This is a genomic window from Leisingera sp. ABM4_060, assembly GCF_056158765.1.
This window is the reverse complement of the sequence record NZ_JBSWTX010000001.1, coordinates 3049576-3075038: the sequence shown is the minus strand read 5'-3', so window position 1 is coordinate 3075038 and position 25463 is coordinate 3049576. Positions and strand designations below refer to the sequence as shown.

The window sequence follows — 25463 nt, the reverse complement described above, 5'->3', positions numbered from 1 at the left end:
GTATCTCAACGGGGGCCGTCAACCCAGCCTGAGGGGCCCTCCGGGCGCTTGCCCGGGGTCACATCTTCGTAATCTCCGTCGATGATGTCATCCGGTCTTCCGGCGGTTCCGGGGTAGTGGCGCCCCTGCATGCTGCCCGGCCCCATCTGGAACTGAGCCACAGTGACACGGGCGCGCAGATAGCGGTACACCGCCAGCCGCACTGGCGGCATCAGCAGGGCAAAGCCGAAGGCATCGGTAAAGAACCCCGGCGTCAGCAGCAAAGCACCGGCAAACAGGATCATGGCCCCATGGGCCAAGGGCTCTGCCGGGTCGTTCAATTGCTGAAAAGACGATCTCAGCTGCCCCATCGCCATACGCCCCTGGGTTTTCACCAGCCAGGTGCCGATTACCGCGGTCAGAACCACGATGGCCAGGGTCGGCCATAGCCCGATAGCGCCCCCCACCTGAATAAACAAAGCGATTTCAATGATGGGAACCATCAGGAAGGCCAGGAAAAGATACATTAGGGTTTCCTTGAGATCATACGCTGCAGCGGTAGACTTGCCCCCGCCCGTCACCTACATAAGACTTGACCGCTTTGGTTTCAAACCAAGCACGAACGCCTAGCATGAGGTATCCATGGAGTCGCCTGTGATTCAGCTTTTGGTTCTGGCCGGTATTGCTGTGTTTCTGATCCTGCGCTTGAAAAGCGTTCTGGGAACACGCGAAGGCTTTGAAAAGCCGCCGTTGCCGCAATCCGAAGCACGCGGCCGCCGCCCCGACCTGGAAGTCATCGAAGGCGGCCCGGACCGGGACATCACCGACTATGTCGCCGATGACAGCCCGCAGGCGCGGGCGCTGGCTGAGATGAAGCGGGCCGAGCCCTCGTTCCAGGTGCAGGAATTTGTTCAGGGCGCCCGCGGCGCCTATGAGATGATCCTGATGGGCTTTGAGCACGGCAACCTGGACGACATCCAGCCCTTCCTGGCCGAAGACGTGTTCGAAAGCTTTGTCGATGCGGTTGCGCAGCGCGAGGACCAGGGCCTGAAGATCGAGGCAGAATTTATCGGTGTGCGCGAAACTACCGTGGCCGATGCCCGGTTCGACGCGCAGTCGGGCCGAGCCGAGATCACCATGCGCTTTGTCGGAGAGATGACCTCGGTGGTCCGCGACCGCGGCGGCGACATTGTCGAGGGTGACCCGAAGGCAGTGAAACGCCAGAAGGACACCTGGGTCTTTGCCCGCAACATGGGCGCGGACGACCCCAACTGGCAGCTGGTCGCGACGGACGCATGATTGCCGCGCTTCGGGGGGCACTGGCGGCAGCTGCATTTGCAGGTGCCGCAATGACCGCCTCCGGGGCGCACTCCGAGACCGTCTCCAGCATCCTGGAGTTTTCCGAGCTGCAGGGCTGGGACGAGGATGACCACGCCGCGGCGCTGTCGGTCTTTCTGGAAACTTGCCGTGACCTCAAGGACCCCGATTGGGCTGCCCTGTGCAAGGCCGCGCGGGCCCAGGCGCCCGGCGGGGCCCGGGCCTTTTTCGAACTCTTCTTCCGCCCGGTTCTGATCGAAGACGGCAACGCCGCCCTTTTCACCGGATATTTTGAGCCGGAGCTGAACGGCTCCCGCTACCCTTCAGGCCGCTACCGTTATCCTGTTTACAAGATGCCGCCTGAGGCACGCCAAACCAGCCTGTGGCTGCCGCGCCGGGACATTCTGACCAGCGGTGTGATGGAGCGCCGCGGGCTGGAAATCGCCTGGGTCGACGACCCGGTGGAGCTGTTCTTTCTGCAGATCCAGGGCTCCGGCCGGATCCGCCTGCCGGACGGTTCGACCATCCGGGTCGGCTATGGCGGCGCCAACGGGCACGAATACAAATCCATCGGCCGCGAACTGGTGCGCCGCGGCGTCTACAGCGCCCATCAGGTCAGCGCCCAGGTGATCAAGTCCTGGGTGCGCCGCAACCCGGCGGACGGCAAGGAACTGCTGTTCCATAACCCCTCCTATGTCTTCTTCCGCGAGGTGCGCAAAGTGGCCGCCTCCAAGGGGCCGCTGGGGGCGATGAACCGCTCGGTCACGCCGATGCGCACCATTGCAGCCGATCCCGCCTATACACCGCTGGGCGCGCCGGTCTGGGTGGAAAAGGACGGCCATATGCCGCTGCGCCGGCTGATGGTGGCGCAGGACACCGGCTCCGCCATCAAGGGCGCACAGCGTGCCGATATCTTTGTCGGCACCGGTGACGAGGCTGGACAAACGGCCGGCACAATGAAAGACCCCGGGCGGATGGTGGTGCTGCTGCCGATCCAGCGGGCTTATGCGATGTTGCCGGAAGACCTTTGAATGACACGGCGGAAATTGACGGAAGAGGAGATCGACCTCTGGCAAAAGGTCGTCAAGCAGACTGAGCGCCTGTCGCCCGGCGCCCATTCCACGCCGCCCTACCCGCCGAAACCCAAGCCCAAGCCGGTCAAACACCCGGAACCGCGGCTCGACCCGTTTGAGGTTGGCAGCCGGGCCAGGCCGAAACCGGTGAAGCACGACCTGAAGCCTTCGATCGCCCGCAGCCTGTCCACCGATCCGGTGAAGATGGATGAGAAATCCTTCCGCCGCATGAAGCGCGGCAAGATCCGGCCCGAAGGCAAGCTGGACCTGCACGGCATGCGCATCGATGGCGCGCACCCTGCCCTCACCCGGTTCATCCTGTCGGCCCAGGCCTCGGGCAAGCGGCTGGTGCTGGTGGTCACTGGCAAGGGCAAGCACCGGGACGAGCCGGGTCCGATCCCGGTGCCGCTCGGCGTGCTGCGCCACAAGGTGCCCCAATGGCTGGCGCTGCCGCCCTTGGCGCAGGCGGTGCTGCAGGTGACGCCAGCCCATGTCAGCCACGGCGGCGAAGGTGCCTATTACGTCTACCTGCGCCGCTCCCGCTGACCGCGGCAGCGGTTACCTGTTGCTGGCGGGCGGGCTTGTCAGCGCCAGCTTTACTGCGTTGTCGCGGATGACAAGCTGGCCCGGAAGGATGTTCTGCAACCCCTCCCGGCCCTGGGCAAAGGTGTCAGCGGTTTCGCGGGCACCGTTCAACAGGGCGAGCAATGCCGGGGATGTGGCAGCGACGAAATGCTGAGACTCCGCTTCATCGGCAAATGCAGTGGTGTCGATAACCTCGACCGGCAGCCCGCTTAGGTCTTCGATATTGTCCAGATTGCCCAGCCGTTCGCGGCCGTTCAGCCCGCGCAGGCGCTGTGACAGCGTCAGGACATTGTCCTTGCGCGAAACAAAAATCAGAAACGGCTGCGGCACCTTGGAAAACTGCTGCATCTGCGATCTGAAAACATCGACATCCAGGTCCGGCGACATCAGAATCACGCCGCCGAGGTTGCGCGCGGTCCAGCCGGGGCTGCCGATTTCGATCTGGCGCAACGCCTCCATGGTCAGCAAACCGCCCATGGAATGGGCCACCACCACGATCCGCCCGGCCCCCGAGGCGCGCAGCCTGCGCAACAGCGTTTCCAGCCCGTCGCGGGCAAACAGCACGCTGTCGCCATCATAGGCGTAACCCAGCGGCTTGCCTTTGCTGGGCCAGGAATAAATCACGGTCGCCCCTGGAATTTCGATGTCATGGCTGAGCTGGGCGGCGCGAAAGGCAGTCTCTGCCTGGGTTGAGTTAAAGCCATGCACAAAAACCGTGACATCGCGTTCCTTGGGCGGAAAGCGGGCCAGCTCCTGTTGCAGCCGGGTTGAGAAAGCCGTTTCGCTCTCGAATTTCCTGCGCCCGGCCATGGTGAACTCTGTAGCCGGGTCGGGATCGCCATAACCGAACTTCAGCGAGCCGGGGCTATGCGCCGGCGGGATCGAGACGGTGAGTTCCAGCAAGCTGAAATTCTCCGCCCGCTCGGGGCCAAAGGTTCCGTCGGGCAGCGGTTCGCGGTTGGTGGCGGCAAAGACGGTTTTGGCGGTACCCACCTCCAGCGCCTCGGGCACAGTGGGGCTATAGGACCGGTCGGCGCATCCGCCCAATCCAATCAGTACCAAAGCGGCAACCGCGCGCAGGCTTTGCATAGATGTCTGCCCTCAAAAAACACGTGGCGGCAGGCTACTGCACCTGCCGCCAATGTCCAGATTCGCTGCCGCGTTCCGGCGGCTTACAGCACGTAACGGCTGACGTCGGCGGACCGGCCCAGCTCGCCCAGGTGCTTCATGACAAAGCGGGAGTCCACCGTCACCGCCTCGCCCGAGCGGTCCGGCGCGGTAAAGGACAGCTCCTCGAACACCCGCTCCATCACCGTATAAAGCCGGCGGGCGCCGATGTTCTCGACCGACTGGTTTACCTCCGCCGCAATCTTGGCCAGCGCCGCGATACCGTCTTCGGTGAAGGTGACCTCAACCTCTTCGGTGCCCATCAGCGCAGTATACTGACGGGTCAGCGCGTTGTCGGTCTCGGTCAGGATACGCACGAAATCGCCCTCGGTCAGCGCCCGCAGGTTTACCCGGATCGGCAGGCGGCCCTGCAGTTCCGGCAGCAGGTCCGAGGGTTTGGCGATATGAAAGGCGCCCGAGGCGATGAACAGGATATGGTCGGTCTTCACCGGCCCGTGCTTGGTGCTGACGGTGGTGCCCTCGATCAGCGGCAGCAGGTCGCGCTGTACGCCCTCGCGGCTGACATCGCCGCCGCGGGTCTCCTGCCGGGCGCAGACCTTGTCGATCTCGTCCAGGAACACGATGCCGTTCTGCTCCACCGATTCCAGCGCGCTGCGGGTGACGGTTTCATCATCCAGCAGCTTGTCGGCCTCTTCGCCGATCAGCACCTCATAGCTTTCAGCAACGGTCATCTTCTTGCGGGTGGTGCGCCCGCCCATCGCCTTGCCGAACAGGTCGCCCAGGTTCAGCATCCCCATATTGCCACCGCCGGGCTGGCCGGGGATGTCGAACATATTGCCCATCGGGTTGGAAGTATCGGCCACGTCCAGCTCGATCACCGTATCATCCAGCTCACCTGCCTTCAGCTTCTTGCGGAACATATCGCGGGTAGCCTCGCGTGCGTCAGTGCCGGCGATGGCCTCGACCACACGGTCCTCGGCGGCCTTGTGGGCATTGGCCTTCACCTCTTCGCGCATATACTCGCGGGTCTGGGCAATGGCGCTGTCGACCAGATCACGGATGATCTGCTCCACGTCGCGGCCGACATATCCGACCTCTGTGAACTTGGTGGCTTCGATCTTGATGAAAGGCGCGCGGGCCAGTTTCGCCAGTCGGCGCGAGATCTCGGTCTTGCCGACGCCGGTGGGGCCGATCATCAGGATGTTCTTCGGATAGACCTCGTCGCGCAGGTCGTCCGGCAGCTGCTTGCGCCGCCAGCGGCTGCGCAGGGCCACGGCCACGGCACGCTTGGCCTCCTTCTGGCCGATGATGAAGCGGTCCAGTTCGGAAACGATTTCGCGCGGGGTCAGATCGGTCATGTCTCTCAGCTTTCTTGTTTCACCGGGAACCTAATCATGGAGGCGGAAAACACAAGCCGATCACGCCTTGATCACGGATACCTCACGCCGGAACACGCGCCAAACACGCCAGATAATAGGCCGGTGAGCCCCGGTATCTTTTTCACCGCGAACCTGCCCAGATGCAGCCAGCATCTTGTTCAGGAGCCAAAGGGAGACAAACATGCTGAACCGCCGATCCTTCTTTGCAGCCGCCGCTGTAACCACCGCCGCCGTGACCCTCACCGGCGCAACCGCTGCCATTGCCGGCGGCGCCAAAGGCCACTTCGAGGGCCGTTCGAACCACGTGACTTCAGGCGTGGTCAAAGTGGTCGAAGAAGGCGGCCGCTACATCGTCGAGCTGGGCGACGATTTCTCGCTGGACGGCGGCCCGGACCCGCGTGTTGCCCTGGGCAAGGACGGCAAGTATGACCCCGACACCAAACTGGGTGCCCTGCTCAGCCTGACCGGCAAGCAGCGTTATGCGGTGCCCGCCACCTGGGACATTTCCAAGCACAACGAGGTGTACATCTGGTGCGAGGTTGCCGGTGTGCCGCTGGGTGTTGCCAAGATCAAATAACCGGCCTGCCACTCACGCAACACGGCCAATTGGAGGGCTGGGCATCTGCTCAGCCCTCTTTTGCTGCGCCTCAATGAGAGGGCGGCAGCCGGTGCAAGGGCAGCACCGAGGCAAGCGGCGCCAGCAGCGCAGCCCGGATCCGGCTCCAAAACGCACCCAGGGCTACCAGGAAAACGCCAAGCGCCAGGATGGTGATCGCCGTGCCCTCGCCGTTGAACACGGTGCCGGCCAGGGTGACGCTGTAACCGATGGCGGCGATCAGGAACGAGCGGCGGTCGATGATGATCGCGATCAGGGCAAACAGCAGCAGCACACCCAGCAGCAGCATGTGCGACCCGGAACCGCCGGTGTCCAGCAGGCTCAGCGCGATGGTGTTGACCAGGGCCGGCGCGGCTACCACATGCAGCCAGAACCCCTGCGCCGACCGCCGCGTCACCCGGTGCGGGTCGCTGAGGTCAAAAGCCATCGCTACTGCAAAGACGGCAAAGCCGACGGCCAGGGTGATCCACGCAAAGGGCCCGCTTGCTGACAGCAGGAACAGATCGCTGATCCCGGCTGGCGTGCCGCCCCGGATCGCGGCGGTCAGAAAGGCAAAGACAAAGACACCCAGCGCAATCAGCGCCATCGCGAAAGGCACCCGGAAGCGCAGCCAGAACACCGCAATGGCAGCGGTGCTGAGTGCAAATGGCAGCGGCAGGCTGGAAAAGTCGTTCTGCGCGATCATGAAGGGCTGCGAGAAATGCGCGGCAAAGCCGGTGCCTGCGTTGCCGGCCCACAACAGCGACAGCGCAATGGCCGGCGCCACCATCCGGCGGCGGCGGATGAAGTATTCGGACAGCAGCCACAGAACCACGGCGCCGGCAACGGCGGACCAGACTGCCTTTTGCTGATAGCCGCCCAGCGAACCGGCCAGATCCACCGCGGTGAAGGCCATCCAGCCCGATGCCAGGATCAGCAGGCCGATGACAATGAAGATCTCGTTGAACCCTTTGAACAGCTCAAACGGCTCATCGCCCGGGGCCAGGTTCTCCCGCGCGCCGCGGCGGCTGTCGGCCAAGGCCAGCAGCGACGCCGCCTGCGCCTCGCTCAGCAGGCCGGAGCCAACCGCCGCCCGCAGATCGTCCTTGCCGATCCCAGCCACATCAACCCTCCTGGCCGATGGATTCGACGGTCAGCTTGCCATTGGTGTAGACGCAAATATCGGCGGCAATGGCCATCGCATCGCGGGCCACGCCTTCGGCGGACCTGTCGCTGTCCATCATGCCGCGCGCCGCAGCCAGGGCGAAATTCCCGCCCGAGCCGATAGCCGCAACATCGTGTTCCGGCTCCAGCACATCGCCGGCGCCAGTGATCACAAACATGTCCTTGCCGTCTGTGACGATCAGCATCGCCTCCAGCTTTTGCAGGTACTTGTCGGTGCGCCAGTCCTTGGCAAGTTCAACGCTGGCCCGCGCCAGCTGGCCGGGGGTGGCCTCCAGTTTCGCCTCCAGCCGCTCCAGCAGGGTAAAGGCATCGGCAGTCGAGCCGGCAAACCCCGCCACCACGTCAAAGCCTCCGGGCGACAGGCGGCGCACCTTGCGGGCGGTGCCCTTGATCACGGTCTGGCCCAGCGACACCTGTCCGTCGCCGGCGATGACCACCTCACCGCCCTTTTTCACGCCGATGATGGTTGTGCCGTGCCAGCCGGGGAATTGATCGTCTGCCATTCATGCCTCCAATTTTCTGCCCTCTATATGGAACCATCACTTGCAGGGCACAAGGGATAGGATGCGCTGGGATCCGCCTGCATACGCTATGCAGTGCGTGCAGATCGGGGCTGAGATTCCAGCAATTGTGGGACTCATAAACACATCCTACATGGGGCTCACAACCGGCACAGGGTCGGCTGTTTCTCAGAAGGACTAGCGCTATGACTACCGCAAACATCTACGCGCCGCTCGGAGCAGTCACCGTTCTCCGCGTGGTCGACGCACTGATCAACGTGAAAACTGCTCTCGTGGAATGGAACGAGACCCGCCAGACGCGCAACGCGCTGGACAAGCTGTCGGACGCCCAGCTGGCAGATATCGGCCTGGTCCGCGGCGACATCGCTGCGCTGTAACCCGCCGGCCAGAACCGAATTCAAAAGCCGCCCCGTTCCGGGCGGCTTTTTCTTTGTTAGAGCCTGTTTTCAGCCGCGGATCTTGTACTTCCCGGCCTGATCCGGAACCCAGGCCTCAATCGCGGCGGTGGCCACCACATGGCGGCTGCCGGCCTCAGCGTCCTCCACATCCAGCCCGCCCTTGACCGCGCGCACGCTGGCCCGGCCCCGCGGCAAGTCCTCAGCCACCAGACCGCAATCCACCGCCTCCGGCTGTTGCACGCCGATGGTCACCTCCACCCGCATTTCGCTGTGATCGATCCCCAGCTTGGAAAACAGCGTGATCGAGGAGTGATGCAGCGCGTCCTGCACCGCCCGCCGCGCCGCCTTGGTATAGTCCTGGCCATACAGATCATTGCCCATGCCCATTTCCAGGATGATGCGTTTTTCGCTCATTCTGCGGCCTCCATGTCAAAGGACACCACCACCGCGGCATTGGCGATCACCGTGCGCCCGCCGTGGGGTTTGTCGATGTTCAATCCGCCTTCCACAACCCGGATGCTGGGCCGGCCGTAGGGGAAGATCTCCATCAACGCGTCCGTGTCCACCGCTTCCGGTTTCTGCACCCCGATCTCGGCGTCGATGATCATGTCTTCCTTCTGGAAATCAAACAGCTCCGCCATGCTGACGGAGTTGTGCCACAGCGCATCCTTGATCGCGCGGCGGGCGGCTTCGGTATAATCCTCACGCCTCAGCGACGTGCCCATGCCGAATTCCACCAGTACCCGTGTCTTGGCCATAATGCCTCCTGTACCTGTCTCAGCGCGGACCGTCGCAGGGCGGCGGCGCAATGAAAAGAGCCAGTTTGCAATCACCCGCTACACCAGTGGCCCCGGCACAAAAAGAGCTGTCCCCGCGGGGACAGCCCTCTGAAACCCTTGAGAGGGATCCGGCTTAGATGGCTTCTTCGATCCAGCTCTGCAGCGCGGCCTTGGGGGCGGCGCCGGCGCGGTTCGAGATCACCTGGCCGTCCTTGAAGATGAACAGCGCCGGGATGCCGCGCACGCCCATGGCGGCGGCGGCGTTCGGGTTGCTGTCAACGTCGACCTTGGCAATCTTTACCTTGCCGTCGAATTCCGCGGCCAGCTCTTCCAGAGCCGGGCCGATCTGCTTACAGGGACCGCACCACTCAGCCCAGAAATCCACCACTACGGGGATGTCTGAGTTCTTGACTTCGGCGTCAAAGGTGGCGTCGGTGACGGCAACGGTGGACATATGCATGTCTCCATAGAGTTATGTGGCAACTGGAGTTGGAACCTAGGTACGGCTTAACGGATCGTCAAGGTTCCATCCGCCGCATCAGCGCCGCTGTCACGCGCTCGTGCGGCAGCGGCATCAGGGATGCAGTGCGGGTCCACAGTAGCGCGGTTTCAATGGTGCGATCGGGATAAATCTGTGCCAGCGCATGGGCATAGGCGCCCATCTGCCGCAGCAGGCCTTCGGGGCATTGGTCAACGGTTTCAGGCACTGTGGCGTTGGATTTGAAATCCACCGCGAGGATTTTCCCTGGCGTGACTATCAGCCGGTCGATGATGCCATGCAGGCGGCTGCCGTGCAGCTCCGCAGTTACCGGCACCTCCGCCAAAGTTTCCGGCTGGAAGATGTGCGACAGCTCCGGGTTTGTCAGCACGGCTGACGCTTCCGCCAGCAATTCTGCGGTGTCTTCGGCCCCCTGCAACAGGTTCCGCGCCAGTTGCGGCCAATCCGCTCCAGCCGGCCCGGCAGGTGCTCCAGCAGCAGGTGCAGCCGGCTGCCGCGGGCCTTTGCGGCGTCCTCATCCAGACCCTGATCACCGGGCAAGGCCTTGGCCCCGCCCAAGTCCGAGGGGCTCAGCGTCGGCGCCGGCGCTGTATAGGCGCGGGCAGGCCGGGTGAAGACCTCCGGCAGCCTGTGCGTTTCGGCTTCAACAACCGTCGGAATGTCCAGCGGCAGCCCGTCCCAATCGCCATGCTGCAGGCGCAGGCCGCTGCCGCCTCCGGTCTCACACTCCTGGGCGCCGCCTTCGCGCATGGCGCCTTCAACCATGCGGTACCAACTGTCGCCGGCGTCTCCCGCATCGCCAGCCGCAGCCACGATCAGCCACTTTTCAGCCCTAGTTAGAGCCACATACAACAGCCGCAGCCGCTCATTCTGCAACTTCTCCTGCGCTGCTTCGCGGGCCGCCAGCATGGCAGCGGGCATTTGCTCTTTCGGCACCTTCCAGACGGGGGTGCCCTCGGCCAGCATGATCTCCGCATCCCGCGGCGCTTGCCGTTTGGCGGTGTCCGGCAGGATCACGATCGGCGCCTCCAGACCTTTGGAGCCATGCACCGACATCACCCGGATCATGTCGCCGGCGGCACCCATCTGGCGTTTGATCTCCAAATCGTCGGTCTGCATCCAGACCAGAAACCCGGTGAGGCTGGGCACGTCCGTCCGCTCATAGGCCAGCGCCTGCGACAGCAGCGCGTTGATACCGTCCTCCGCCTCCGGCCCCAGACGGCCCAGCAACTTCTGGCGGCCGCCGTGGCGGGTCAGGATGCGTTCGATCAGGTCAAAGGGGCGCAGGAAATCGGCATTGGCGCGCAGGTCATTCAGCACCGCCATGGTCTCAGGGAACTCCCCTGACCGGTCGCGCAGCGCCGGCCACAGATACATCGCCTCGCGCCGGTGCGCGAGATCGAACAGCGCCTGCTCGCCCCAGCCGAACAGCGGCGATTTCAGAGCCTCCGCCAGCGACAAAGAGTCTTCCGGCAGCGCCAGGAACCGAAGCAGTGCCGCAATATCCTTTACTGCCAGCTCCGCCCCCACCTTCAGCCGGTCGGCGCCGGCGATAGGCAGTTCGGCCTTTTTGCAGGCGCGGATGATTTCCGAGAACAAATCCGAACGGCGCTGGACCAGAACTAGGAAATCTCCAGCTGTCACAGGCCGGCGCCGGAATGTACCGCGCTCCGGGCCGTCCTCGGGAATTGTCACGCCGGTGTCGATCATCTCCTTGATCGAGTGCGCGATCCGTTCGGCCAGGATCACCGTGTGATGGCGGCTGCTGGGGCGGTCGACGGGGCTGGTCCAGTCGGGGTCCTCGTCATCCGCCACCTTCTCGACCACCGGCCACAGGTCCACCCGGCCTGGCAGGTCCGACTTGAAGGCCCTATGCAGCGCCTCCTTGCGGAAGCCAGCGCGCGGGCTGTCTTGAAATACCAGATCAACCAGTTTCAGGATCGCCGCCGACGAGCGGAAGGAGAAGTCGAGCGAGGCATCCTGCAGCCCCGCCCCGGTTTCCGCCAGCCGTTTGCCAAACTCCTGCTGCATCCGGTCAAAGGCATCCGGGTCCGCCCCTTGGAAGGAATAAATCGACTGTTTCTTGTCGCCGACCACAAAAATGGTGCGCTCCACACCCGAACGCGCGCCCTCGCCGGCGGTGAATTCCTGTGCCAGCTTCTCGATCACGTCCCATTGCACCGGGCTGGTGTCCTGCGCTTCGTCCACCAGGATGTGGTCGATGCCGCCGTCCAGCCGGTAGAGCACCCAGGCCGCCACGCCCGGGTCGTTCAGCAATTGCCGGGCCTTCAGGATCAGGTCGTCAAAGTCGAGCCAGCCGCGCAGCTGCTTGCGGCGCTCATACTCCGGCAGGAAGGCGGCGGCAAAGCGGTGCAGATCATGGCTCTTGCGCGCGGCGGTGAGGCCAAGGCGCTTGGCACGGGCATCCTCCACCCGCAGCATCAGCGGCTCCAACTGGTCCATCAGCGGCAGGTGGGATTCGCGCAGCTTCTTGGTGGGGAACTTGCCCAGTTTGGCCGTAAATGGCTCCTTGGCGCTCGCACCAGTCAGAAAGACGCCTTCCAAAGTGCTCAGATCAGCAAGCGTGGGTTTGCCGATGCCCGCCAGCTTGGCGGCGGCCTTCTGATCGGTCGCACCGCCCTGCCCCAGCATGTCGCGGCTGCGTTGCAGCAGCTCTTCCTCGCCGCCAAGGAACACCAGCGCTTCCAGCGCGGCCTCATCAAACCCTTCGGGCAGCTCAAACAGTTCCAGCAGCCCGGCCCACTCAAGCGGCTGGGTGAAATCGGCACGGCGCTGGCAGATGGCCGCTGTCAGAGTCTCAAAATCGCTGTCGCTGACATGGCGTGCCAGCGCATCGACCAGCGGGGCCTCCTCCCCTTGGGCAAAATCTTCCATGATTTCAGCCCGCAGCAACTGGCCCGCGCGGTCGTCCATTTCCGAGAACTGCGGGCTGACGCCGGCCTCCAGAGGGAAGCGGCGCAGGAGCGACGAACAGAATGAGTGGATGGTCTGGATCTTCAGCCCGCCCGGCGTCTCGATGGCGCGCGCAAACAGGGTGCGGGCCTTGGCCAGATCCTCGGCCGCGGTGTTGACTTCGCCCAGCTCGGTCAAAGCTCCAATCAGCGCCGGATCGCCCAGCATTGCCCATTCACCCAGCCGTTTGAACAGCCGGTTCTGCATCTCGCTGGCGGCTGCCTTGGTGTAGGTGAGGCACAGGATATGCTGCGGCTGCACGCCCTTCAGCAGCAACCGCGCCACCCGGTCGGTCAGCACCTTGGTCTTGCCGGAGCCGGCATTGGCCGCCAGCCAGGTCGAGGCATCGGGGCGAGCGGCGCGGAACTGCGCCTCGGAGGCGGCGTCGCGGATGGTCATGCCAGATCCTCCGGCTGCGGCGTGGCGCTGCGGTCCCATTCCCCGTAACGCGCCAGGTGGTCATAGTCGCCGGCGATGTCGTCGCGGTGCACCATGCGCCGGCTCGAATAGCCTTGATCAGTCTCGAAATAGGCCCCGATCAGCGCGCGCAGCTCATCCCAGACCTTGGCGGGCGGCTCTTCATCCAAGGGCGCGCGCACCTCCTTCATTTTGCTGCCCAATCCTATGAACAGCGCGCGGGCGACCTCGGCCGGGCCAAGATCGTCAAAGGCGCCTTCCTCGGCCATGGCAGCCTCGATCAGAAGCTGTTTCTCGAACTTCTTCTGCTGCGTCTCTGTAGGCGGCGCGCCGGTCTTGTAGTCATAAAGATGCAGGAAACCGCGCTCATCCATGTCGATCCGGTCGGCGCGGCAGGCGATGGTAAAATCCAGCGGATCCAGCCGGGCGCTGCCCTTGGCCTCAAACGCCACCGGCCTGGCGCGGGACTGGCGCTCCTGCTCCGCCAGCACAAAGTCGCCGGCGATCTTGCGGATGCGGGTGTGCCACAGGATGCGGGCGACGGGCCAGGGAACATGGGTGTCCAGCAGCTCGCGCGTCTTCTCTATGAGGTGATCGGTGGTCAGCAGTGAAGGATCGTCCTGGGCTTCCTTGATGAAATGCTCGAACACCTCATGCACCACGATGCCGCGCAGCAGGGCGTCGGGCTCCTGCACCAGCGAATTCAGCGGCTTCAGCCGCAGCACATGCTTGGCGTAGATCGCATAGGGGTCGCGGATCAGCCGCGGGATTTCGGTGATCGTCAGCCGCCGCGGCCGGCTCGCCACCGGCGGGCGCGGCGAGGGGCGCGGCATTTGCGGCACCGGCGCCGGTGCCTCCAGCGCTTCGGCCCAGCCCAGCCACTTGCGGCCCTTGGCCTGCATCTCCTTCAGCGCATCGCGGCCGCCTTGTTCCGGCAGGCCGGACAGCAGGTTGGTCAGCCGGTTCAGCCAGCGCGAGGGCACGGTGTCGGCCTCCTCAGACCGCTCTGACCGGGTCAGCCAGACCTCGGGCGCGGCAATCGCCTGCTGAAAGTCATGCGCCGACAGGCCGATGCGGCGTTCCGGCAGCAGCAGCCCCGCCTGGTTGCGCAGCTGGCGGTTCAGCCAGGGATCGGGTGCGGCCGCCTCGGGCCAGCTGCCCTCGTTCAACCCGCCAAGGATCACCAGATCGGCGCCCTGCACCCGTGCTTCCAGCGTGCCCCAGATCATGATCGAGCCATAGGGCGCATCGCGGTCGCGCACTTCGCCCTGGCTGAGGAGAGCGCCCAGCAAGTCGGCAAAATCGCGGGCGGTCATCTCGCCGCCATAAGGCGCTTCAGCTTCCAGATTTTCGATGCAGGCAAGGGCGGCCTGGCCGGCCTTCTTGTCCCACAGGGTGCCGGCGCCATCGGCCTGACTGCCCGCAGCAATGCGTTCGGCCAGACCGCGCAGGCGTTCCACCCAATCCGCCAGGGGCAGGGTGCCTGTGATCTCCTGATCCGCAAAACAGGCTGACAGCCAATCGGTCCAGCCAGGCGTCAGCTCACGGCCTTTCTCAAACCCGGCAAAGGCCGCGGCATCGGGAAAGGGCGGCCCGTTGCGGCGCAGGGACAGCTCCAGCTCGCGGGTCTGGCGCAGGTGGTCGCCGCGGCCGGCACCATCATGGGTTAGCGGATGTTTCAGCAGCGTCAGCAGGCTGTCGCAGGCCAGCGGTTTGCAGAACAGCCCGGCCGCATGGCGCAGGAAGCGGCCCGGCGGCGACAGCTGCAAGGGCTGGCCGGCCGAGTCGTCGGGCAGGATGTCCCAGCGGTCCAGCGCGGCCGAAACCTGACGGGTCAGCATCCGGTCCGGAGTGATCAGCGCAGCGGTCTGGCCGTCCTCTGCTGCCTGACGCAGGCGCAGCGCGATGGCAAGCGCTTCCGAGCGGGGACTGGGCACCTCGACCAGCGTGACGTTTTCGGTGGCCCTGTCCAGCCCGGTCAGCTGCGGGCCTTCGCTCATCCAGGCGTCAGTAACCGGGGCAGGGCGCAGGGCCAGCGACACCAGACGGTTGCGCTCAGGCGACACCGGCAGCGCATCGGTCCAGGGCAGCACATCCGCCGGCGAAATCTCCAAGTCTTTCATCAGCTTGTGGAACCGGTATTGCGGGTGATCCTCTGAGATCAACGGATCATCCAGCCCGCTCCAAACACGCTCTGGCTGGTCAAAATCGAACCCGGGCAGGACCACAGCGCCCTGCGGCAGGCGGGCAATGGCCTCCATCAGCAGCAGTGTCGTCCCGCGCGAGCCGGTGGAGCCGGCCAGAATGACAGGGTGCTGCGGCGGGGTCTCCTGCCATTGCTCGATCAGGTTCAGCACCACTTGCCGCTGACGCGCCTGGGCATCCATCGCACCCTCATGCAGGCCGGTGAATTCATCGGCGATGCCGATAAAGGCCTGCGCCCGCGCCCAATGGCCGGACATGTCGGAAACATCCAGATCGCGGATCGTATCCGTGCTGACGCCTTCGCCCTGCATCTCGTCGATCAGCGCCGCCAGGCTGTCGGACAGATCATAAAGCGAGGCGCGCGAAGCCAGATCGGGCTGCGCATCCAGCAGTTTCGCGATCAGCTGCGACAGCTCCAGCCGGCGCCGCAGCGGGGGCAGGGCGGGCGGCAAGCCTTCCAGCGTCGCCCGCTGGGCCAGGTCGGTCAGCATCAGCATCCGCGGCAGCAGCATGGCGGGGCCATCGTCAAACAGCCCCCGCACCCGCCGCGCCATGCGGGAGGTGTTGAGGATCAGTTCGGCCTTTGCCAGCGCCTCTGGCGGCTGGCCTAGGGCGCGGGCGCGCAGGCCCTCAACCAGCGCCCGCGGAAAATCGACGCCGCAGGGCACGGCAAAGACGCGCGCGGTGCTGGAGGGTTCAAACATCATCTGCGGCGATCAGCTCCTCGGCCAAGGTAATCCCTTCGGGATGGCCCACATCGCACCAGCGGCCGGGATATTCCAGCGCAAACAGCCGGTTGTTTGCCGCCATCCGGTTCCACAGCACGTTCAGCGAGAACACCTGCTCCGCAACCTGATGCAACCCGCCTGTTTTCAGGATCTGCACCCCGCCATAGACCAGATTGCCGCCGCGGCTTATGCGGCCCTCGGCATCTGCCGAGAAATCGCCGCCGCCACTGCGGCCTACTGCCCGTTCCAACGGCACACAGACCAGCAGCGCATCCATGCGGTCCGGATCCCAGGCCTCACGCGCCAATTGCAGCGGGTTCGGGCCTTTCCAGATGGCATCGGTATTCATGGTGAAGACCGGTCCGCCGCCAAGCAAGGGCAAGGCCTGGCGCAGCCCGCCGCCGGTGTCGAGAATATCGGGGCTTTCGAGACTGATCTGCACGTTTTCAGGCTCTAACAAGGCCTGCAACGGCTCGGGTTTGTAATGCAGATTCGCCACGATCCGGACGGGCTGGAAGGCCTTGGCCAGCGTCAGCGCGTGGGAAATCAGCGGCAGGCCGGCAACTTCGATCATTGGTTTCGGCTTGTCGCGCGTGAGCTCCCGCATCCTTGTGCCAAAGCCCGCGGCAAACAGCATCACGGCATCGGGGGAATGCTGCATCAGGGCCTCAGCTTGTCCAGATTGTCCGGGGTTGGCGCGGGCAGGCTGTCGCGCAACAGCCCGGCCACCGGCGCCAGAGCGGGATGCTCCAGCCCGCGGATGAAATGGTCCCAAACCCGCGGGATCAGGTCCACGTAATGCGGCTTGCCATACTCCTGGCTGAGGCGGGCAAAGACGCCAAGAATGCGCAGGTTCCGCTGTACGCCCAGCACCGTATAGGCGGTGCGGAAACCGGACTCATCCGCGCCGGCGGCGGTGATATAGCGGTCGATCATCTGCATCTCGATACCTGCCGGCACATCGCGGCGCGCGTCCTGCAACAGCGACACCAGATCATAGGCCGCATGGCCGGACCGCGCGTCCTGGAAATCCAGCAGGCCGACGCGGGCCACACCTTGCCGCCCGGGCAGCCACAGCAGGTTTTCGGCGTGATAGTCGCGCTGGACAAGCACCGGATCGCCCTTGATGGTCTCGCGCAGGATATCCTCGAACTGATCCTCGAACCGGGACTGAAGCTGCGGGTCGTGGCCGCCAAGAATGCCGTCGCGGTATTTGGACAAGGCGAGCCCCGCCATTTCTGCCATCATCCGCGGGCCATAGGGCTCCAGTTCCGGCATCGGCGCCTGGTGCAGCGCCGCAAGCGCATCGGTCGCCGCCTCGTACAGCTCCCTTTCCAGCGCCGGTTCGCGCAGCACAACACGGGCAAACAGATCGTCGCCCAGGTCCTCCAGCAGAAGAAAGCCGAACTCTACATCCCGGGCCAGGATCTCCGGCGCGCTGAGGCCCTGGGCGCGCAGGTATTCGGCGATGCGGATGAAGGGGCGCACATCCTCGCCCTTTTCCGGCGGCGCATCCATCAGCACAACGGTCCGGCCATCCTTCACCAGCCGCTCGTAGCGCCGGTTGGAGGCGTCGCCGGCCAGCGGCCCGCGCTGCCAGTCTGCGTAAGATGCGGCGGCGAGAAAATTCTCGCACAGGGTGTTGCGGTCACTCATGCGCAGATGCGCTCCATCAGGGGCTGCCACTTCGCGTCGCTCCAGCAAAGCGTCAGGTGGCGGCGGTCATCGTGTTCGGGGTCCAGGGCAAGGTCCAGGTGCAAGGCATGGGGCGGCGTCAGCCCGGCCAGCCGGTCCGGCCATTCAACCAGGCAGATGGCAGTGTCGAAGGCCTCGGTCAGACCCAGTTCCTCCAGCTCATCCAGCGAGGACAGCCGGTAGAGATCGGTGTGCCACAGCTCGCCCGCCGGCACCTCATAGGTCTGCACCAGGGTGAAGGTCGGCGAGGGCACATCTTCGGGGATCTCCATCAGCGACTGGATCAGATGGCGGGCGAAATGGGTCTTGCCGGCCCCGATCACCCCCTCCAGCAGCAGGCAATCGCCGGGGCGCAGGGCCCCGGCGATCTTTGCGGCCAGCGCGGCCGTATCATCCGGTGAGTTCAGCGTGCAGGACGCGGTAATCGGTGTCATGGCGCTAGAATGGCGCCGCCGTCTGCCTGCTGCAAGCGGGTTTCCGGTCTCAGCCTTGGCTGATGGCGGGGAAACGCTGCTGATCCGCTGGCAGGGCGGTGGTTTCCGGGGCGTGGAACCTGACCATGGTGGCGCCGTTCTGGATCGCGGAGACCTTGCAGATCATGGCGGTGCCGTCGCGCAGCTGCACATGGGACCACCAGGCGTCGCGGCCCTCGCAGCCAGCGACAAAGTCGCGGATCTCGCCCCAGACCGGGGTGGGGGCGCAGGTGTCCTGCCAGACGCGGCTGGCGTCCATGATCGACACTTTGGCAAAACTCGCTTCGGGGTCCATCTGCCACAGGCTGCCATAGGCGCTGTTGGAGAAGGTCATGCTGCCGTCATTGGCAAAGACCGCGATTGCCTCGTCCATCTGGTCCATGATCGACTGGCCCATTTCCAGCTCGGCACGGAACTGGCGGGTGAGGGTCACCTCGGCGGTGATATCCTCGAACAGGAAGGCGATGGCGCCATCCGGATGCGGCCGGCCGGAGACCTTGTAGACCGAGCCCGACGGCAGCGACCAGGTTTCCTGGTAACGGCCCTCGGCGGCGGCCTCCAGCAGGTCGGCCATCTGATGGCGCCAGCTGGAATAGCTCTTCGGTTCCGGCATCATCCGCTGGTCGCGCAGCCGGTCAAAGAAGGTCAGCAGGTTGGGGCGCGAGCTGAGGAAATTGGCGGGCAGGGCGGTGAGGTCGATCAGCACCGGATTGAACAGCACCAGCTGGCGGTTGCGGTCAAAGATCGCCAGGCCGATCGACAGCTGGGCAAAGGTCTTGGCCAGGGTCTGCACAAAATTGCGCTGGGCCACTTCGGCGTCGACCACGGCGTTCACGTCGACCGCGTGGCACAGCCAGCCGGCCTCGGTTTCGGTGGTGGAGACGTTGTACCACAGCTTCTTGTTGCTTTCGGGCAGCGGGATATTGATCCGCTCGGGCTTGCCGCTGGTCATCGGGTCGTGCAGATCGGTGAACAGGGGTTCGGCAAAATCGGCGTTGCGGCCGCGGATCTTCTGGCTGAGGTCGTCATAGGCCAGGTTGGACCAGGTGACATTGCCCTCTTCCGACTGCAGCCAGACCGGGTAGGGCGCCTGATGCACCGCGGCGCGCAGGGTGGTCAGCTCCTGGTCCAGGGACTTGTTCTGCTCTTCCAGGGTGCTGCGGCGCAGCTGCACCCGGGTGACCCCGTCGATCCATTCGCAATGCGCCTCGCGGCTTTCAGCAGAAGCGGTGCCGGAGAGGACCAGCGGCCCGACATCCTTAAGAAAACCAGGCGATTGCGGCAGGCCGGGGTAGCTGCGGGCAAGCTGGTCGCGCAGCATGCTCCAGTCAAAGTTCTCGGCCTGGTCGCCAATGAACTTGCGGGCGCCCGAGGACCAGCCGATCAGGCTGTTTTCGTCAAACAGGAACACCGCATCGGTGCGGCCGTCGCCGGCCAGCAGGTCATGCTCCATGCCGCGGCGGCGCGGCGCCGGCGACAGCCACCAGACCGCCGCCGCTGCTGTCGCAGCACACAGCGCTGCCAGTACAAACCACTCGATCGAAGCGAAATTCTGCATGTCGTTCTGCCCAGTTCAGCTCTCGTTTACCGGCATGGTTCCCTAATAAAGGTTAAATCAAGTTTAATTGGTTGCCCAAAAGTGAATAGTTAAATTTCTAGAGGAATATTTTTTCCCAGCGCCGGGCTGCTGCCGCCGGCTAGGGCATCGATCTTCTTGCGCGGCCAGGAGACCTCGACGATTGCACCGCGGCGGTCCTGATAGGGGTTGAGGGTCTGGAACGTGTCTGTTCCGTTGGCGAACCGCAGCTGCGCGCCGGTGCGTTCCAGCAGCGTCTTGGCGATGAACAGGCCCAGCCCCATGCCCTCGTATTCCGGCCGCTGCTTCAGCTCGCTCTCGCCCTGGCGGCGGCGCACGAAAGGGTCGCCGATGCGGCCGATCAGCTGCGGCGGGAAACCGCGCCCGTCATCGCAAATCCGCAGGGTGATGCGGTCATCGTTCCAGGCAGCATCGATCCAGACAGTGGTTTTGGCAAAGTCGACGGCGTTTTGCACCAAGTTGCGCAGCCCGTGGATGATCTCGGGTTTGCGCATGACGGTGGGCTGCTGGAAATCGCCGCCCTCCAGCGGCTCCTCATTGTAAAGGATCGCCTTGCCGCGGTTCATATGCGGCTCGGCGGCCTCGTTCACCAGGGTCGAGAACGGCGCCTGCCGCAGGTGCAGGTCGTCCTTGCCGGCCCGGCCCATGCCGCGCAGGATGTCGCGGCAGCGGTCGGCCTGTTCGCGGATCAGGGCCGCATCCTCGCGCAGGTCTGGACGGTCGTCGAGCTCCTCGATCAGCTCGGCGCTGGTCAGTTTGATGGTGGCCAGCGGCGTGCCCAGCTCATGCGCGGCGGCGGCAACCACGCCGCCCAGATCGGTCAGCTTCTGCTCGCGCGAGAGCGCCAGCTGGGTGGCGCTCAGAGCATCTGACATCGAGCGCATCTCGTTGCTGACGCGGAAGGAATAGGCGCCGATGAACAGGATGGCGATCACAATCGCGATCCAATTGCCAAAGATGAACACATCCGGAATGCGCAGGATGAACCCCTGTTCGGTGCGCAGCGGCAAGTGGAATTCCGCCATCAGGGTGACCAGAATGATGGCGGTGGCACCGATGATCAGGGTCGAGCGCAGCCCCATCACTGCAGCCGAAATCGTCACCGGCCCCAGCACCAGCAGTGCAAACGGATTGTTCAGCCCGCCGGTCAGATACAGCAGGAACGCCAGCTGCAAGAGGTCGAACAGCACCATCAGGAAGTTCTCGAACTCGCTCAGGCGCTTGTTTTCAGGGAAGGCAAAGACGGCGATCAGGTTGCCGGCAGCCGAAACACCGATGGCCAGATAGCAAAGCGCCAGCTCCAGCTGCAGGTTGAACCGGTACTGGGCAACGGCAATGGCCGTCACCTGGCCCGCAATTGCGACCCAGCGCAACAGGATCAGGGTGCGCAGCCGGATCCAGTTGCTGTGCTCCTGGCCGCTCAGCAGCCGGTAAGGGCGTTCGCTCATGTGCTTTCGGTGCTCCCGCGGATGTGACGCCGTGCGGCAGTTGCATCGGCTGTATTTCTTGATAGGTCTGGCGCCGCAAACGATCAACAACCCTTCCCTGACGAAAAGTGTGATCTCATGACCCGCCTTTATGCTCTTCTTGCTGCCGTTTTTGTTGCTGCCCTGCTGGGCGGCGCCTGGATGCTGACCCGCGGCGGCACCGGGGGCGACAAATTCGCACAGTGCCGCAGCAGCCAGATCGCCGGCGGCGCCGACACCATCGGCGGCCCGTTCGAACTGGTCAACGCCCAAGGCGAAACCGTCACCGACAAGGACGTGATCACCGAGCCCTCGATTGTCTACTTCGGCTATACCTTCTGCCCCGACGTCTGCCCGATGGATTCGGCCCGCAACGCCGATGCCATCGATGTGCTGGCCGAGCGCGGTATCAGCGCAACACCGGTGTTCATCTCCATCGACCCGGAGCGCGATACCCCTGAGGCCGTTGGCGATTATGCCGAAAACCTGCATGAAAAGATGATCGGCCTGACCGGCTCGCTGGACCAGGTCAAGGCCGCCAGCAAGGCCTACAAGACCTACTTCAAGAAGAACGAGGGCGACGACGAATATTACCTGGTCGACCACTCCACCTTCTCTTACCTGGTGCTGCCCGAAGACGGCTTTGTCGAGTTCTTCCGCCGCGACGAAACGGCGGAGCAAATGGCCGAGAAAACCGCCTGCTTTGTCGGCAAAACCTGAGGCAGGATAGCTGTTTGACCTTTCCTGCCGCGCGGACATATTCTTGCGTGAACAGAAAAAGGACGCGGAGGACCGGGCATGGCCGAAACTGCTCTGCAGGAAATTGGACCGGATAAGACGCTGCTGCTGGTCGATGACGACGAGCCGTTTCTGCGGCGTCTGGCCAAGGCAATGGAAAAGCGCGGCTTTGAGGTTGAGACCGCAGGTTCGGTTGCGGCCGGCAGCGCCATCGCAACCGCCCGCCCGCCGGCCTATGCGGTGGTCGACCTGCGGCTGGAGGATGGCAACGGGCTCGATGTGGTCGAGGTGCTGCGCGAAAAACGCCCCGACAGCCGGGTTGTGGTGCTGACCGGATACGGCGCCATCGCCACTGCGGTGGCGGCGGTCAAGATCGGTGCAACGGATTATCTGTCCAAGCCGGCCGATGCCACCGACATCATGAACGCGCTGCTGGCCAGCGGCGATGAGCTGCCGCCGCCGCCGGAAAACCCGATGAGCGCGGACCGGGTGCGCTGGGAGCATATCCAGCGGATCTATGAGCTTTGCGACCGCAATGTCTCGGAAACCGCGCGGCGGCTGAACATGCACCGCCGCACCCTGCAGCGGATCCTGGCCAAGCGCAGCCCGCGCTGAGCCCTGCAATTGCCGCCTGCCGCTTGCCGGCGGGTGGAACCGCCCGCCCTGCGGCCGCCTGCAGGTGTTGCGCATCCAGCGCACGCAGGCTTCACTTGAAGTTTTCTTCTGTCTGTCACAGTGCTCCCTGATCGCGGTCACCGCCGGGCCTGACACCCCCGGCACCTTGGAACAGGTTCCCCTATGGGGGACGTGCAGAGACAACGTTTAGCACGCGGGCGGATACGCCCGTACCGATTCCGCCATTGTTGGCGGCGCCGCCATCCTTACCTTGCTTGATACGCAAGACCGGCAGAACAGCAGAAACAGAGACGGCAAACACCGGCAGGGCAGGACCCCTGGCCGGGCAAAACCGCAGGGCGTGCCGTCAGCCCCTCAGGCGTCACATCTGCTCAAGCAGCTCAAGATGTCGGGCCACAAAATCCTGCCGCACCTCGACGGGCGGCCGCAGATGGATCTCCAGGCTGCGGACGATATCCTCATTCGGCCGGCCAAAGAACTTGGTGGCCTCCTTTTCCGAGAACCCGGCGATTTGCACCGCCTCCATCCAGGCGCTGACCTTGTCGGCCCGCTTGATCTGCGCCTTGACGGTCTTGGGCAGGGCCGCAGGCAGGCCGAACCGTAAATGGATCGCCGCGGTCAGCCGCAGGTCCAGCTCGCCGTACCCTGGCCCGACAGCGGCCTTCACCGGCGAGATCATGTCGCCGATCACATATTCCGGCGCATCATGCAGCAGCGCCGCCAGCCGCCATTTGACCGGCGCCTTGGGCTGCATCCGGCTGAAAATATCCTCAACCAGCAGCGAATGCTCGGCCACGGAATAGGCAAAATCACCCCTTGTTTGGCCATTCCAGCGCGCCACAAAGGCCAGACCGTGGGCGATGTCCTCGATCTCTATATCCACCGGTGTCGGATCCAGCAGATCCAGGCGGCGGCCCGAAAGCATCCGTTGCCAGGCGCGGGGATTTTTCATGAGCTGCCTTTCCTGCTTTCGACCACCTGCGTGAGGCCGCACAATAAGGCGCAAGCCTCGGATTCCATAGGCTGAAACTGAAAAAACAACGCGGCCGCGAACCCTGTTTCCTAACCTGCGCTGACGGCTGCTTGACCGGTTGTGAATTTGATATGAGCCCGCCGCGCCCCCATATCATTAGTACGACGGGGGTCATTGCCCCTCCCAGGCAAGCCCCTTTCGCGAACGTGATGCGAACGAAAGGAGCAAGTCATGTTTAAGCGTCTGTTAGGTCTTTCCCTGCTGTTCGGCATGGCGGCAACCGCCCCGCCGGCATGGGCAGCCAGCTGCGGCGACCGTGAAGCGATGACCGCCAAGCTGGAAAGCGGATACTCCGAACGGCTGACCGCCGGCGGATTGCAGAAAAGCCGTCCTGAGGCCACTGTGATCGAGGTCTGGTCGTCGGATGAAACCGGAACCTTCACTGTTCTGGTCACACATGCAAACGGGATCAGCTGCGTTGTGGCAACAGGTTCCTCATTCTTCCAGATCAAGGAAGTAAAGAAAGTCCCGGGCACGCCAAGCTGACCTTGGCAGCCCCGGCGGGCTCCCCCCAACAGCCTGAACCGTCCTGACGGCCTGAGGTGCACTCTCCGGTTGCCGGTATCTTCGTTGAATCTAAACACTCTCAGTGTTAGGGCCTTCGGCAAGATAACGTGTAACCGGAATGGAGCAGACTATGGCCGGGGATTATACCGTCAAGGACATCGCGCTCGCAGGCTTTGGCCGCAAAGAGCTGGATATCGCTGAAACCGAAATGCCGGGCCTGATGGCGCTGCGCGAGGAATACGGCGAAAGCAAACCGCTGAAAGGCGCCCGCATTGTCGGCTCGCTGCACATGACCATTCAGACCGCGGTTCTGATCGAAACGCTGGTGGCGCTGGGTGCGGATGTGCGCTGGGCCTCCTGCAACATCTTCTCGACCCAGGACCACGCCGCCGCGGCCATCGCCGAGGCCGGCATCCCGGTCTTTGCGATCAAGGGCCAGACCCTGGAAGAGCATTGGGATTACCTCGACAAATCCTTCATGTTCCCCGAAGGCGCCAACCTGATCCTGGACGATGGCGGCGACGCCACCCTTTACGTGCTGCTGGGTGCCCGCGCCGAAGCCGGCGAAGACATCATCCCGGTGCCGCAGTCCGAGGAAGAAGCCGTCATCAAGGCGCAAATCTTCAAGCGCATGGAGGCGTCGCCCGGCTGGTTCACCAAGACCCGCGATGCCATCCTGGGTGTCTCTGAGGAAACCACCACCGGCGTGCACCGTCTGTACGAACTGCAAAAGAACGGCCAGCTGCCGTTCCCGGCGATCAACGTCAACGACTCGGTCACCAAGTCCAAATTCGACAACAAATACGGCTGCAAGGAATTGCTGGTCGACGGTATCCGCCGCGCCACCGACACCATGCTGGCCGGCAAGGTTGCCGTGGTCTGCGGCTATGGCGACGTGGGCAAAGGCTCCGCTGCCTCCCTGCGTGGCGCTGGCGCCCGGGTGAAAGTGACCGAGGCCGACCCGATCTGCGCCCTGCAGGCCGCCATGGACGGCTTTGAGGTCACCCTGCTGGAAGACGAAGTCGCCAGTGCTGACGTCTTCATCACCACCACCGGCAACAAGGACGTGATCCGCATCGAGCATATGCGCGCGATGAAGGACATGGCGATCGTCGGCAACATCGGCCACTTCGACAACGAAATCCAGGTTGCTGCGCTGAAGAACCACAAGTGGACCAACATCAAGGACCAGGTCGACATGATCGAGATGCCCTCGGGCAGCCGCATCATCCTGCTGTCCGAAGGCCGTCTGCTGAACCTCGGCAACGCCACCGGCCACCCTTCTTTCGTGATGTCGGCCTCCTTCACCAACCAGGTGCTGGCCCAGATCGAACTGTGGACCCGCGGCGACAACTACGAAAACGACGTCTACATCCTGCCCAAGCATCTGGACGAGAAAGTCGCCCGCCTGCACCTGGGCCGTATCGGCGTCAAGCTGACCCAGCTGAGCGCCGAGCAGGCCGCCTATATCGGTGTGAAGCCGGAAGGCCCGTTCAAGCCGGAGCACTACCGCTACTAAGCGGCTTCGCTTTTGAATAATCAGCGCCGCTGGAGAAA

24 protein-coding genes and 1 pseudogene are annotated in these 25463 nt (G+C 64.1%); 9 read left to right on the top strand and 16 right to left on the bottom strand.

Annotated elements, in window-relative coordinates; genetic code table 11:
• Positions 1-5: 5 nt before the first annotated feature.
• A complete protein-coding gene (locus ACXAEH_RS14685; protein ID WP_039162463.1) occupies positions 6-506 on the bottom strand; it encodes an FxsA family protein in 501 nt (166 codons plus the stop codon).
• Positions 507-621: 115 nt separating this feature from the next.
• On the opposite strand from ACXAEH_RS14685, the gene ACXAEH_RS14680 reads away from it, so the two are divergent.
• Genes ACXAEH_RS14680 through ACXAEH_RS14670 form a run of 3 tightly spaced genes read left to right on the top strand, consistent with a single transcriptional unit; the run spans position 622 to position 2915 of the window.
• Positions 622-1278, top strand: coding sequence for a Tim44/TimA family putative adaptor protein (locus tag ACXAEH_RS14680; RefSeq protein WP_475033811.1), 657 nt, complete (start codon positions 622-624; stop codon positions 1276-1278).
• A complete protein-coding gene (mltA, locus tag ACXAEH_RS14675; protein WP_475033809.1) occupies positions 1275-2327 on the top strand; it encodes a murein transglycosylase A in 1053 nt (350 codons plus the stop codon). The genes ACXAEH_RS14680 and mltA overlap by 4 nt, the downstream gene beginning before the upstream one ends.
• Positions 2328-2915: a Smr/MutS family protein gene (locus ACXAEH_RS14670; protein ID WP_475033808.1), complete on the top strand. Its 588-nt coding sequence runs from the start codon at positions 2328-2330 to the stop codon at positions 2913-2915. It abuts the gene before it with no gap.
• Positions 2916-2927: 12 nt separating this feature from the next.
• Here ACXAEH_RS14670 and ACXAEH_RS14665 read toward each other — a convergent pair whose 3' ends face one another.
• Positions 2928-4043: an alpha/beta hydrolase gene (locus ACXAEH_RS14665; protein WP_475033807.1), complete on the bottom strand. Its 1116-nt coding sequence runs from the start codon at positions 4041-4043 to the stop codon at positions 2928-2930.
• Positions 4044-4126: 83 nt separating this feature from the next.
• Complete coding sequence (hslU, locus tag ACXAEH_RS14660; RefSeq protein ID WP_475033805.1) at positions 4127-5440, bottom strand: ATP-dependent protease ATPase subunit HslU; 1314 nt, start codon at positions 5438-5440, stop codon at positions 4127-4129.
• A gap of 202 nt (positions 5441-5642) precedes the next feature.
• On the opposite strand from hslU, the gene ACXAEH_RS14655 reads away from it, so the two are divergent.
• Positions 5643-6038 carry a DM13 domain-containing protein gene (locus ACXAEH_RS14655; protein WP_475033804.1) on the top strand — a complete coding sequence of 132 codons (396 nt, stop codon included), beginning with the start codon at positions 5643-5645 and terminating at the stop codon, positions 6036-6038.
• A 70-nt stretch (positions 6039-6108) separates the two neighbouring features.
• Here ACXAEH_RS14655 and ACXAEH_RS14650 read toward each other — a convergent pair whose 3' ends face one another.
• Positions 6109-7179 (bottom strand): hypothetical protein, encoded by a 1071-nt coding sequence (locus ACXAEH_RS14650; protein ID WP_475033803.1) that lies wholly within the window; start codon positions 7177-7179, stop codon positions 6109-6111.
• A gap of 1 nt (position 7180) precedes the next feature.
• Complete coding sequence (hslV, locus tag ACXAEH_RS14645; protein ID WP_475033801.1) at positions 7181-7744, bottom strand: ATP-dependent protease subunit HslV; 564 nt, start codon at positions 7742-7744, stop codon at positions 7181-7183.
• A 203-nt stretch (positions 7745-7947) separates the two neighbouring features.
• On the opposite strand from hslV, the gene ACXAEH_RS14640 reads away from it, so the two are divergent.
• The gene (locus ACXAEH_RS14640) at positions 7948-8139 is read left to right on the top strand and encodes a DUF1127 domain-containing protein (protein ID WP_475033800.1); all 192 of its coding nucleotides are present in this window, start codon (positions 7948-7950) and stop codon (positions 8137-8139) included.
• A gap of 69 nt (positions 8140-8208) precedes the next feature.
• Here the strand turns inward: ACXAEH_RS14640 and ACXAEH_RS14635 are convergent, their stop codons facing one another.
• From ACXAEH_RS14635 to regB, 10 genes and pseudogenes are all read right to left on the bottom strand, one after another.
• Positions 8209-8574, bottom strand: a complete 366-nt coding sequence (locus ACXAEH_RS14635; protein WP_475033799.1) for a Lin0512 family protein — start codon at positions 8572-8574, stop codon at positions 8209-8211.
• Positions 8571-8918, bottom strand: coding sequence for a Lin0512 family protein (locus ACXAEH_RS14630; protein WP_475033798.1), 348 nt, complete (start codon positions 8916-8918; stop codon positions 8571-8573). The genes ACXAEH_RS14635 and ACXAEH_RS14630 overlap by 4 nt, the downstream gene beginning before the upstream one ends.
• A gap of 154 nt (positions 8919-9072) precedes the next feature.
• Entirely contained in the window at positions 9073-9393 is a 321-nt protein-coding gene (gene trxA / locus ACXAEH_RS14625) for a thioredoxin (protein ID WP_475033796.1), read from the bottom strand.
• A gap of 64 nt (positions 9394-9457) precedes the next feature.
• A pseudogene (addA, locus tag ACXAEH_RS14620) lies at positions 9458-12810 on the bottom strand (double-strand break repair helicase AddA).
• The gene (gene addB / locus ACXAEH_RS14615) at positions 12807-15740 is read right to left on the bottom strand and encodes a double-strand break repair protein AddB (protein ID WP_475033794.1); all 2934 of its coding nucleotides are present in this window, start codon (positions 15738-15740) and stop codon (positions 12807-12809) included. Before addB ends, addA begins: the two are co-directional and overlap by 4 nt.
• Positions 15730-16422 carry a nucleotidyltransferase family protein gene (locus ACXAEH_RS14610; protein ID WP_475033793.1) on the bottom strand — a complete coding sequence of 231 codons (693 nt, stop codon included), beginning with the start codon at positions 16420-16422 and terminating at the stop codon, positions 15730-15732. Before ACXAEH_RS14610 ends, addB begins: the two co-directional genes overlap by 11 nt.
• Positions 16422-17417: an aminoglycoside phosphotransferase family protein gene (locus ACXAEH_RS14605; protein ID WP_475033792.1), complete on the bottom strand. Its 996-nt coding sequence runs from the start codon at positions 17415-17417 to the stop codon at positions 16422-16424. The genes ACXAEH_RS14610 and ACXAEH_RS14605 overlap by 1 nt, the downstream gene beginning before the upstream one ends.
• On the bottom strand, positions 17414-17890 hold the full coding sequence (gene tsaE / locus ACXAEH_RS14600; protein WP_475033790.1) for a tRNA (adenosine(37)-N6)-threonylcarbamoyltransferase complex ATPase subunit type 1 TsaE: 477 nt from the start codon (positions 17888-17890) through the stop codon (positions 17414-17416). The genes ACXAEH_RS14605 and tsaE overlap by 4 nt, the downstream gene beginning before the upstream one ends.
• A gap of 49 nt (positions 17891-17939) precedes the next feature.
• On the bottom strand, positions 17940-19487 hold the full coding sequence (locus ACXAEH_RS14595) for a PAS-domain containing protein (RefSeq protein WP_475033788.1): 1548 nt from the start codon (positions 19485-19487) through the stop codon (positions 17940-17942).
• Positions 19488-19576: 89 nt separating this feature from the next.
• A complete protein-coding gene (regB, locus tag ACXAEH_RS14590; protein ID WP_475033787.1) occupies positions 19577-20974 on the bottom strand; it encodes a sensor histidine kinase RegB in 1398 nt (465 codons plus the stop codon).
• A gap of 117 nt (positions 20975-21091) precedes the next feature.
• On the opposite strand from regB, the gene ACXAEH_RS14585 reads away from it, so the two are divergent.
• Together ACXAEH_RS14585 and ACXAEH_RS14580 are read left to right on the top strand one after the other, a co-directional pair.
• Positions 21092-21712: an SCO family protein gene (locus ACXAEH_RS14585; protein ID WP_475033785.1), complete on the top strand. Its 621-nt coding sequence runs from the start codon at positions 21092-21094 to the stop codon at positions 21710-21712.
• A 78-nt stretch (positions 21713-21790) separates the two neighbouring features.
• Positions 21791-22345, top strand: coding sequence for an ActR/PrrA/RegA family redox response regulator transcription factor (locus ACXAEH_RS14580; RefSeq protein WP_475033784.1), 555 nt, complete (start codon positions 21791-21793; stop codon positions 22343-22345).
• A 382-nt stretch (positions 22346-22727) separates the two neighbouring features.
• Here the strand turns inward: ACXAEH_RS14580 and ACXAEH_RS14575 are convergent, their stop codons facing one another.
• Positions 22728-23318, bottom strand: coding sequence for an HD domain-containing protein (locus tag ACXAEH_RS14575; RefSeq protein ID WP_475033782.1), 591 nt, complete (start codon positions 23316-23318; stop codon positions 22728-22730).
• Positions 23319-23570: 252 nt separating this feature from the next.
• On the opposite strand from ACXAEH_RS14575, the gene ACXAEH_RS14570 reads away from it, so the two are divergent.
• Together ACXAEH_RS14570 and ahcY are read left to right on the top strand one after the other, a co-directional pair.
• Positions 23571-23885 (top strand): hypothetical protein, encoded by a 315-nt coding sequence (locus ACXAEH_RS14570; protein WP_475033781.1) that lies wholly within the window; start codon positions 23571-23573, stop codon positions 23883-23885.
• A gap of 151 nt (positions 23886-24036) precedes the next feature.
• A complete protein-coding gene (ahcY, locus tag ACXAEH_RS14565) occupies positions 24037-25425 on the top strand; it encodes an adenosylhomocysteinase (RefSeq protein ID WP_475033780.1) in 1389 nt (462 codons plus the stop codon).
• The last annotated feature ends 38 nt before the right edge of the window (positions 25426-25463 follow it).

Excerpts from the sequence above, each read along its gene's own strand:
- ACXAEH_RS14685 (WP_039162463.1), bottom strand. The coding sequence starts at position 506 with ATGTATCTTTTCCTGGCCTTCCTGATGGTTCCCATCATTGAAATCGCT.
- ACXAEH_RS14680 (WP_475033811.1), top strand. The coding sequence starts at position 622 with ATGGAGTCGCCTGTGATTCAGCTTTTGGTTCTGGCCGGTATTGCTGTG.
- mltA (WP_475033809.1), top strand. The coding sequence starts at position 1,275 with ATGATTGCCGCGCTTCGGGGGGCACTGGCGGCAGCTGCATTTGCAGGT.
- ACXAEH_RS14670 (WP_475033808.1), top strand. The coding sequence starts at position 2,328 with ATGACACGGCGGAAATTGACGGAAGAGGAGATCGACCTCTGGCAAAAG.
- ACXAEH_RS14665 (WP_475033807.1), bottom strand. The coding sequence starts at position 4,043 with ATGCAAAGCCTGCGCGCGGTTGCCGCTTTGGTACTGATTGGATTGGGC.
- hslU (WP_475033805.1), bottom strand. The coding sequence starts at position 5,440 with ATGACCGATCTGACCCCGCGCGAAATCGTTTCCGAACTGGACCGCTTC.
- ACXAEH_RS14655 (WP_475033804.1), top strand. The coding sequence starts at position 5,643 with ATGCTGAACCGCCGATCCTTCTTTGCAGCCGCCGCTGTAACCACCGCC.
- hslV (WP_475033801.1), bottom strand. The coding sequence starts at position 7,744 with ATGGCAGACGATCAATTCCCCGGCTGGCACGGCACAACCATCATCGGC.
- ACXAEH_RS14640 (WP_475033800.1), top strand. The coding sequence starts at position 7,948 with ATGACTACCGCAAACATCTACGCGCCGCTCGGAGCAGTCACCGTTCTC.
- ACXAEH_RS14635 (WP_475033799.1), bottom strand. The coding sequence starts at position 8,574 with ATGAGCGAAAAACGCATCATCCTGGAAATGGGCATGGGCAATGATCTG.
- ACXAEH_RS14630 (WP_475033798.1), bottom strand. The coding sequence starts at position 8,918 with ATGGCCAAGACACGGGTACTGGTGGAATTCGGCATGGGCACGTCGCTG.
- trxA (WP_475033796.1), bottom strand. The coding sequence starts at position 9,393 with ATGTCCACCGTTGCCGTCACCGACGCCACCTTTGACGCCGAAGTCAAG.
- addB (WP_475033794.1), bottom strand. The coding sequence starts at position 15,740 with ATGATGTTTGAACCCTCCAGCACCGCGCGCGTCTTTGCCGTGCCCTGC.
- ACXAEH_RS14610 (WP_475033793.1), bottom strand. The coding sequence starts at position 16,422 with ATGCAGCATTCCCCCGATGCCGTGATGCTGTTTGCCGCGGGCTTTGGC.
- ACXAEH_RS14605 (WP_475033792.1), bottom strand. The coding sequence starts at position 17,417 with ATGAGTGACCGCAACACCCTGTGCGAGAATTTTCTCGCCGCCGCATCT.
- tsaE (WP_475033790.1), bottom strand. The coding sequence starts at position 17,890 with ATGACACCGATTACCGCGTCCTGCACGCTGAACTCACCGGATGATACG.
- ACXAEH_RS14595 (WP_475033788.1), bottom strand. The coding sequence starts at position 19,487 with ATGCAGAATTTCGCTTCGATCGAGTGGTTTGTACTGGCAGCGCTGTGT.
- regB (WP_475033787.1), bottom strand. The coding sequence starts at position 20,974 with ATGAGCGAACGCCCTTACCGGCTGCTGAGCGGCCAGGAGCACAGCAAC.
- ACXAEH_RS14585 (WP_475033785.1), top strand. The coding sequence starts at position 21,092 with ATGACCCGCCTTTATGCTCTTCTTGCTGCCGTTTTTGTTGCTGCCCTG.
- ACXAEH_RS14580 (WP_475033784.1), top strand. The coding sequence starts at position 21,791 with ATGGCCGAAACTGCTCTGCAGGAAATTGGACCGGATAAGACGCTGCTG.
- ACXAEH_RS14575 (WP_475033782.1), bottom strand. The coding sequence starts at position 23,318 with ATGAAAAATCCCCGCGCCTGGCAACGGATGCTTTCGGGCCGCCGCCTG.
- ACXAEH_RS14570 (WP_475033781.1), top strand. The coding sequence starts at position 23,571 with ATGTTTAAGCGTCTGTTAGGTCTTTCCCTGCTGTTCGGCATGGCGGCA.
- ahcY (WP_475033780.1), top strand. The coding sequence starts at position 24,037 with ATGGCCGGGGATTATACCGTCAAGGACATCGCGCTCGCAGGCTTTGGC.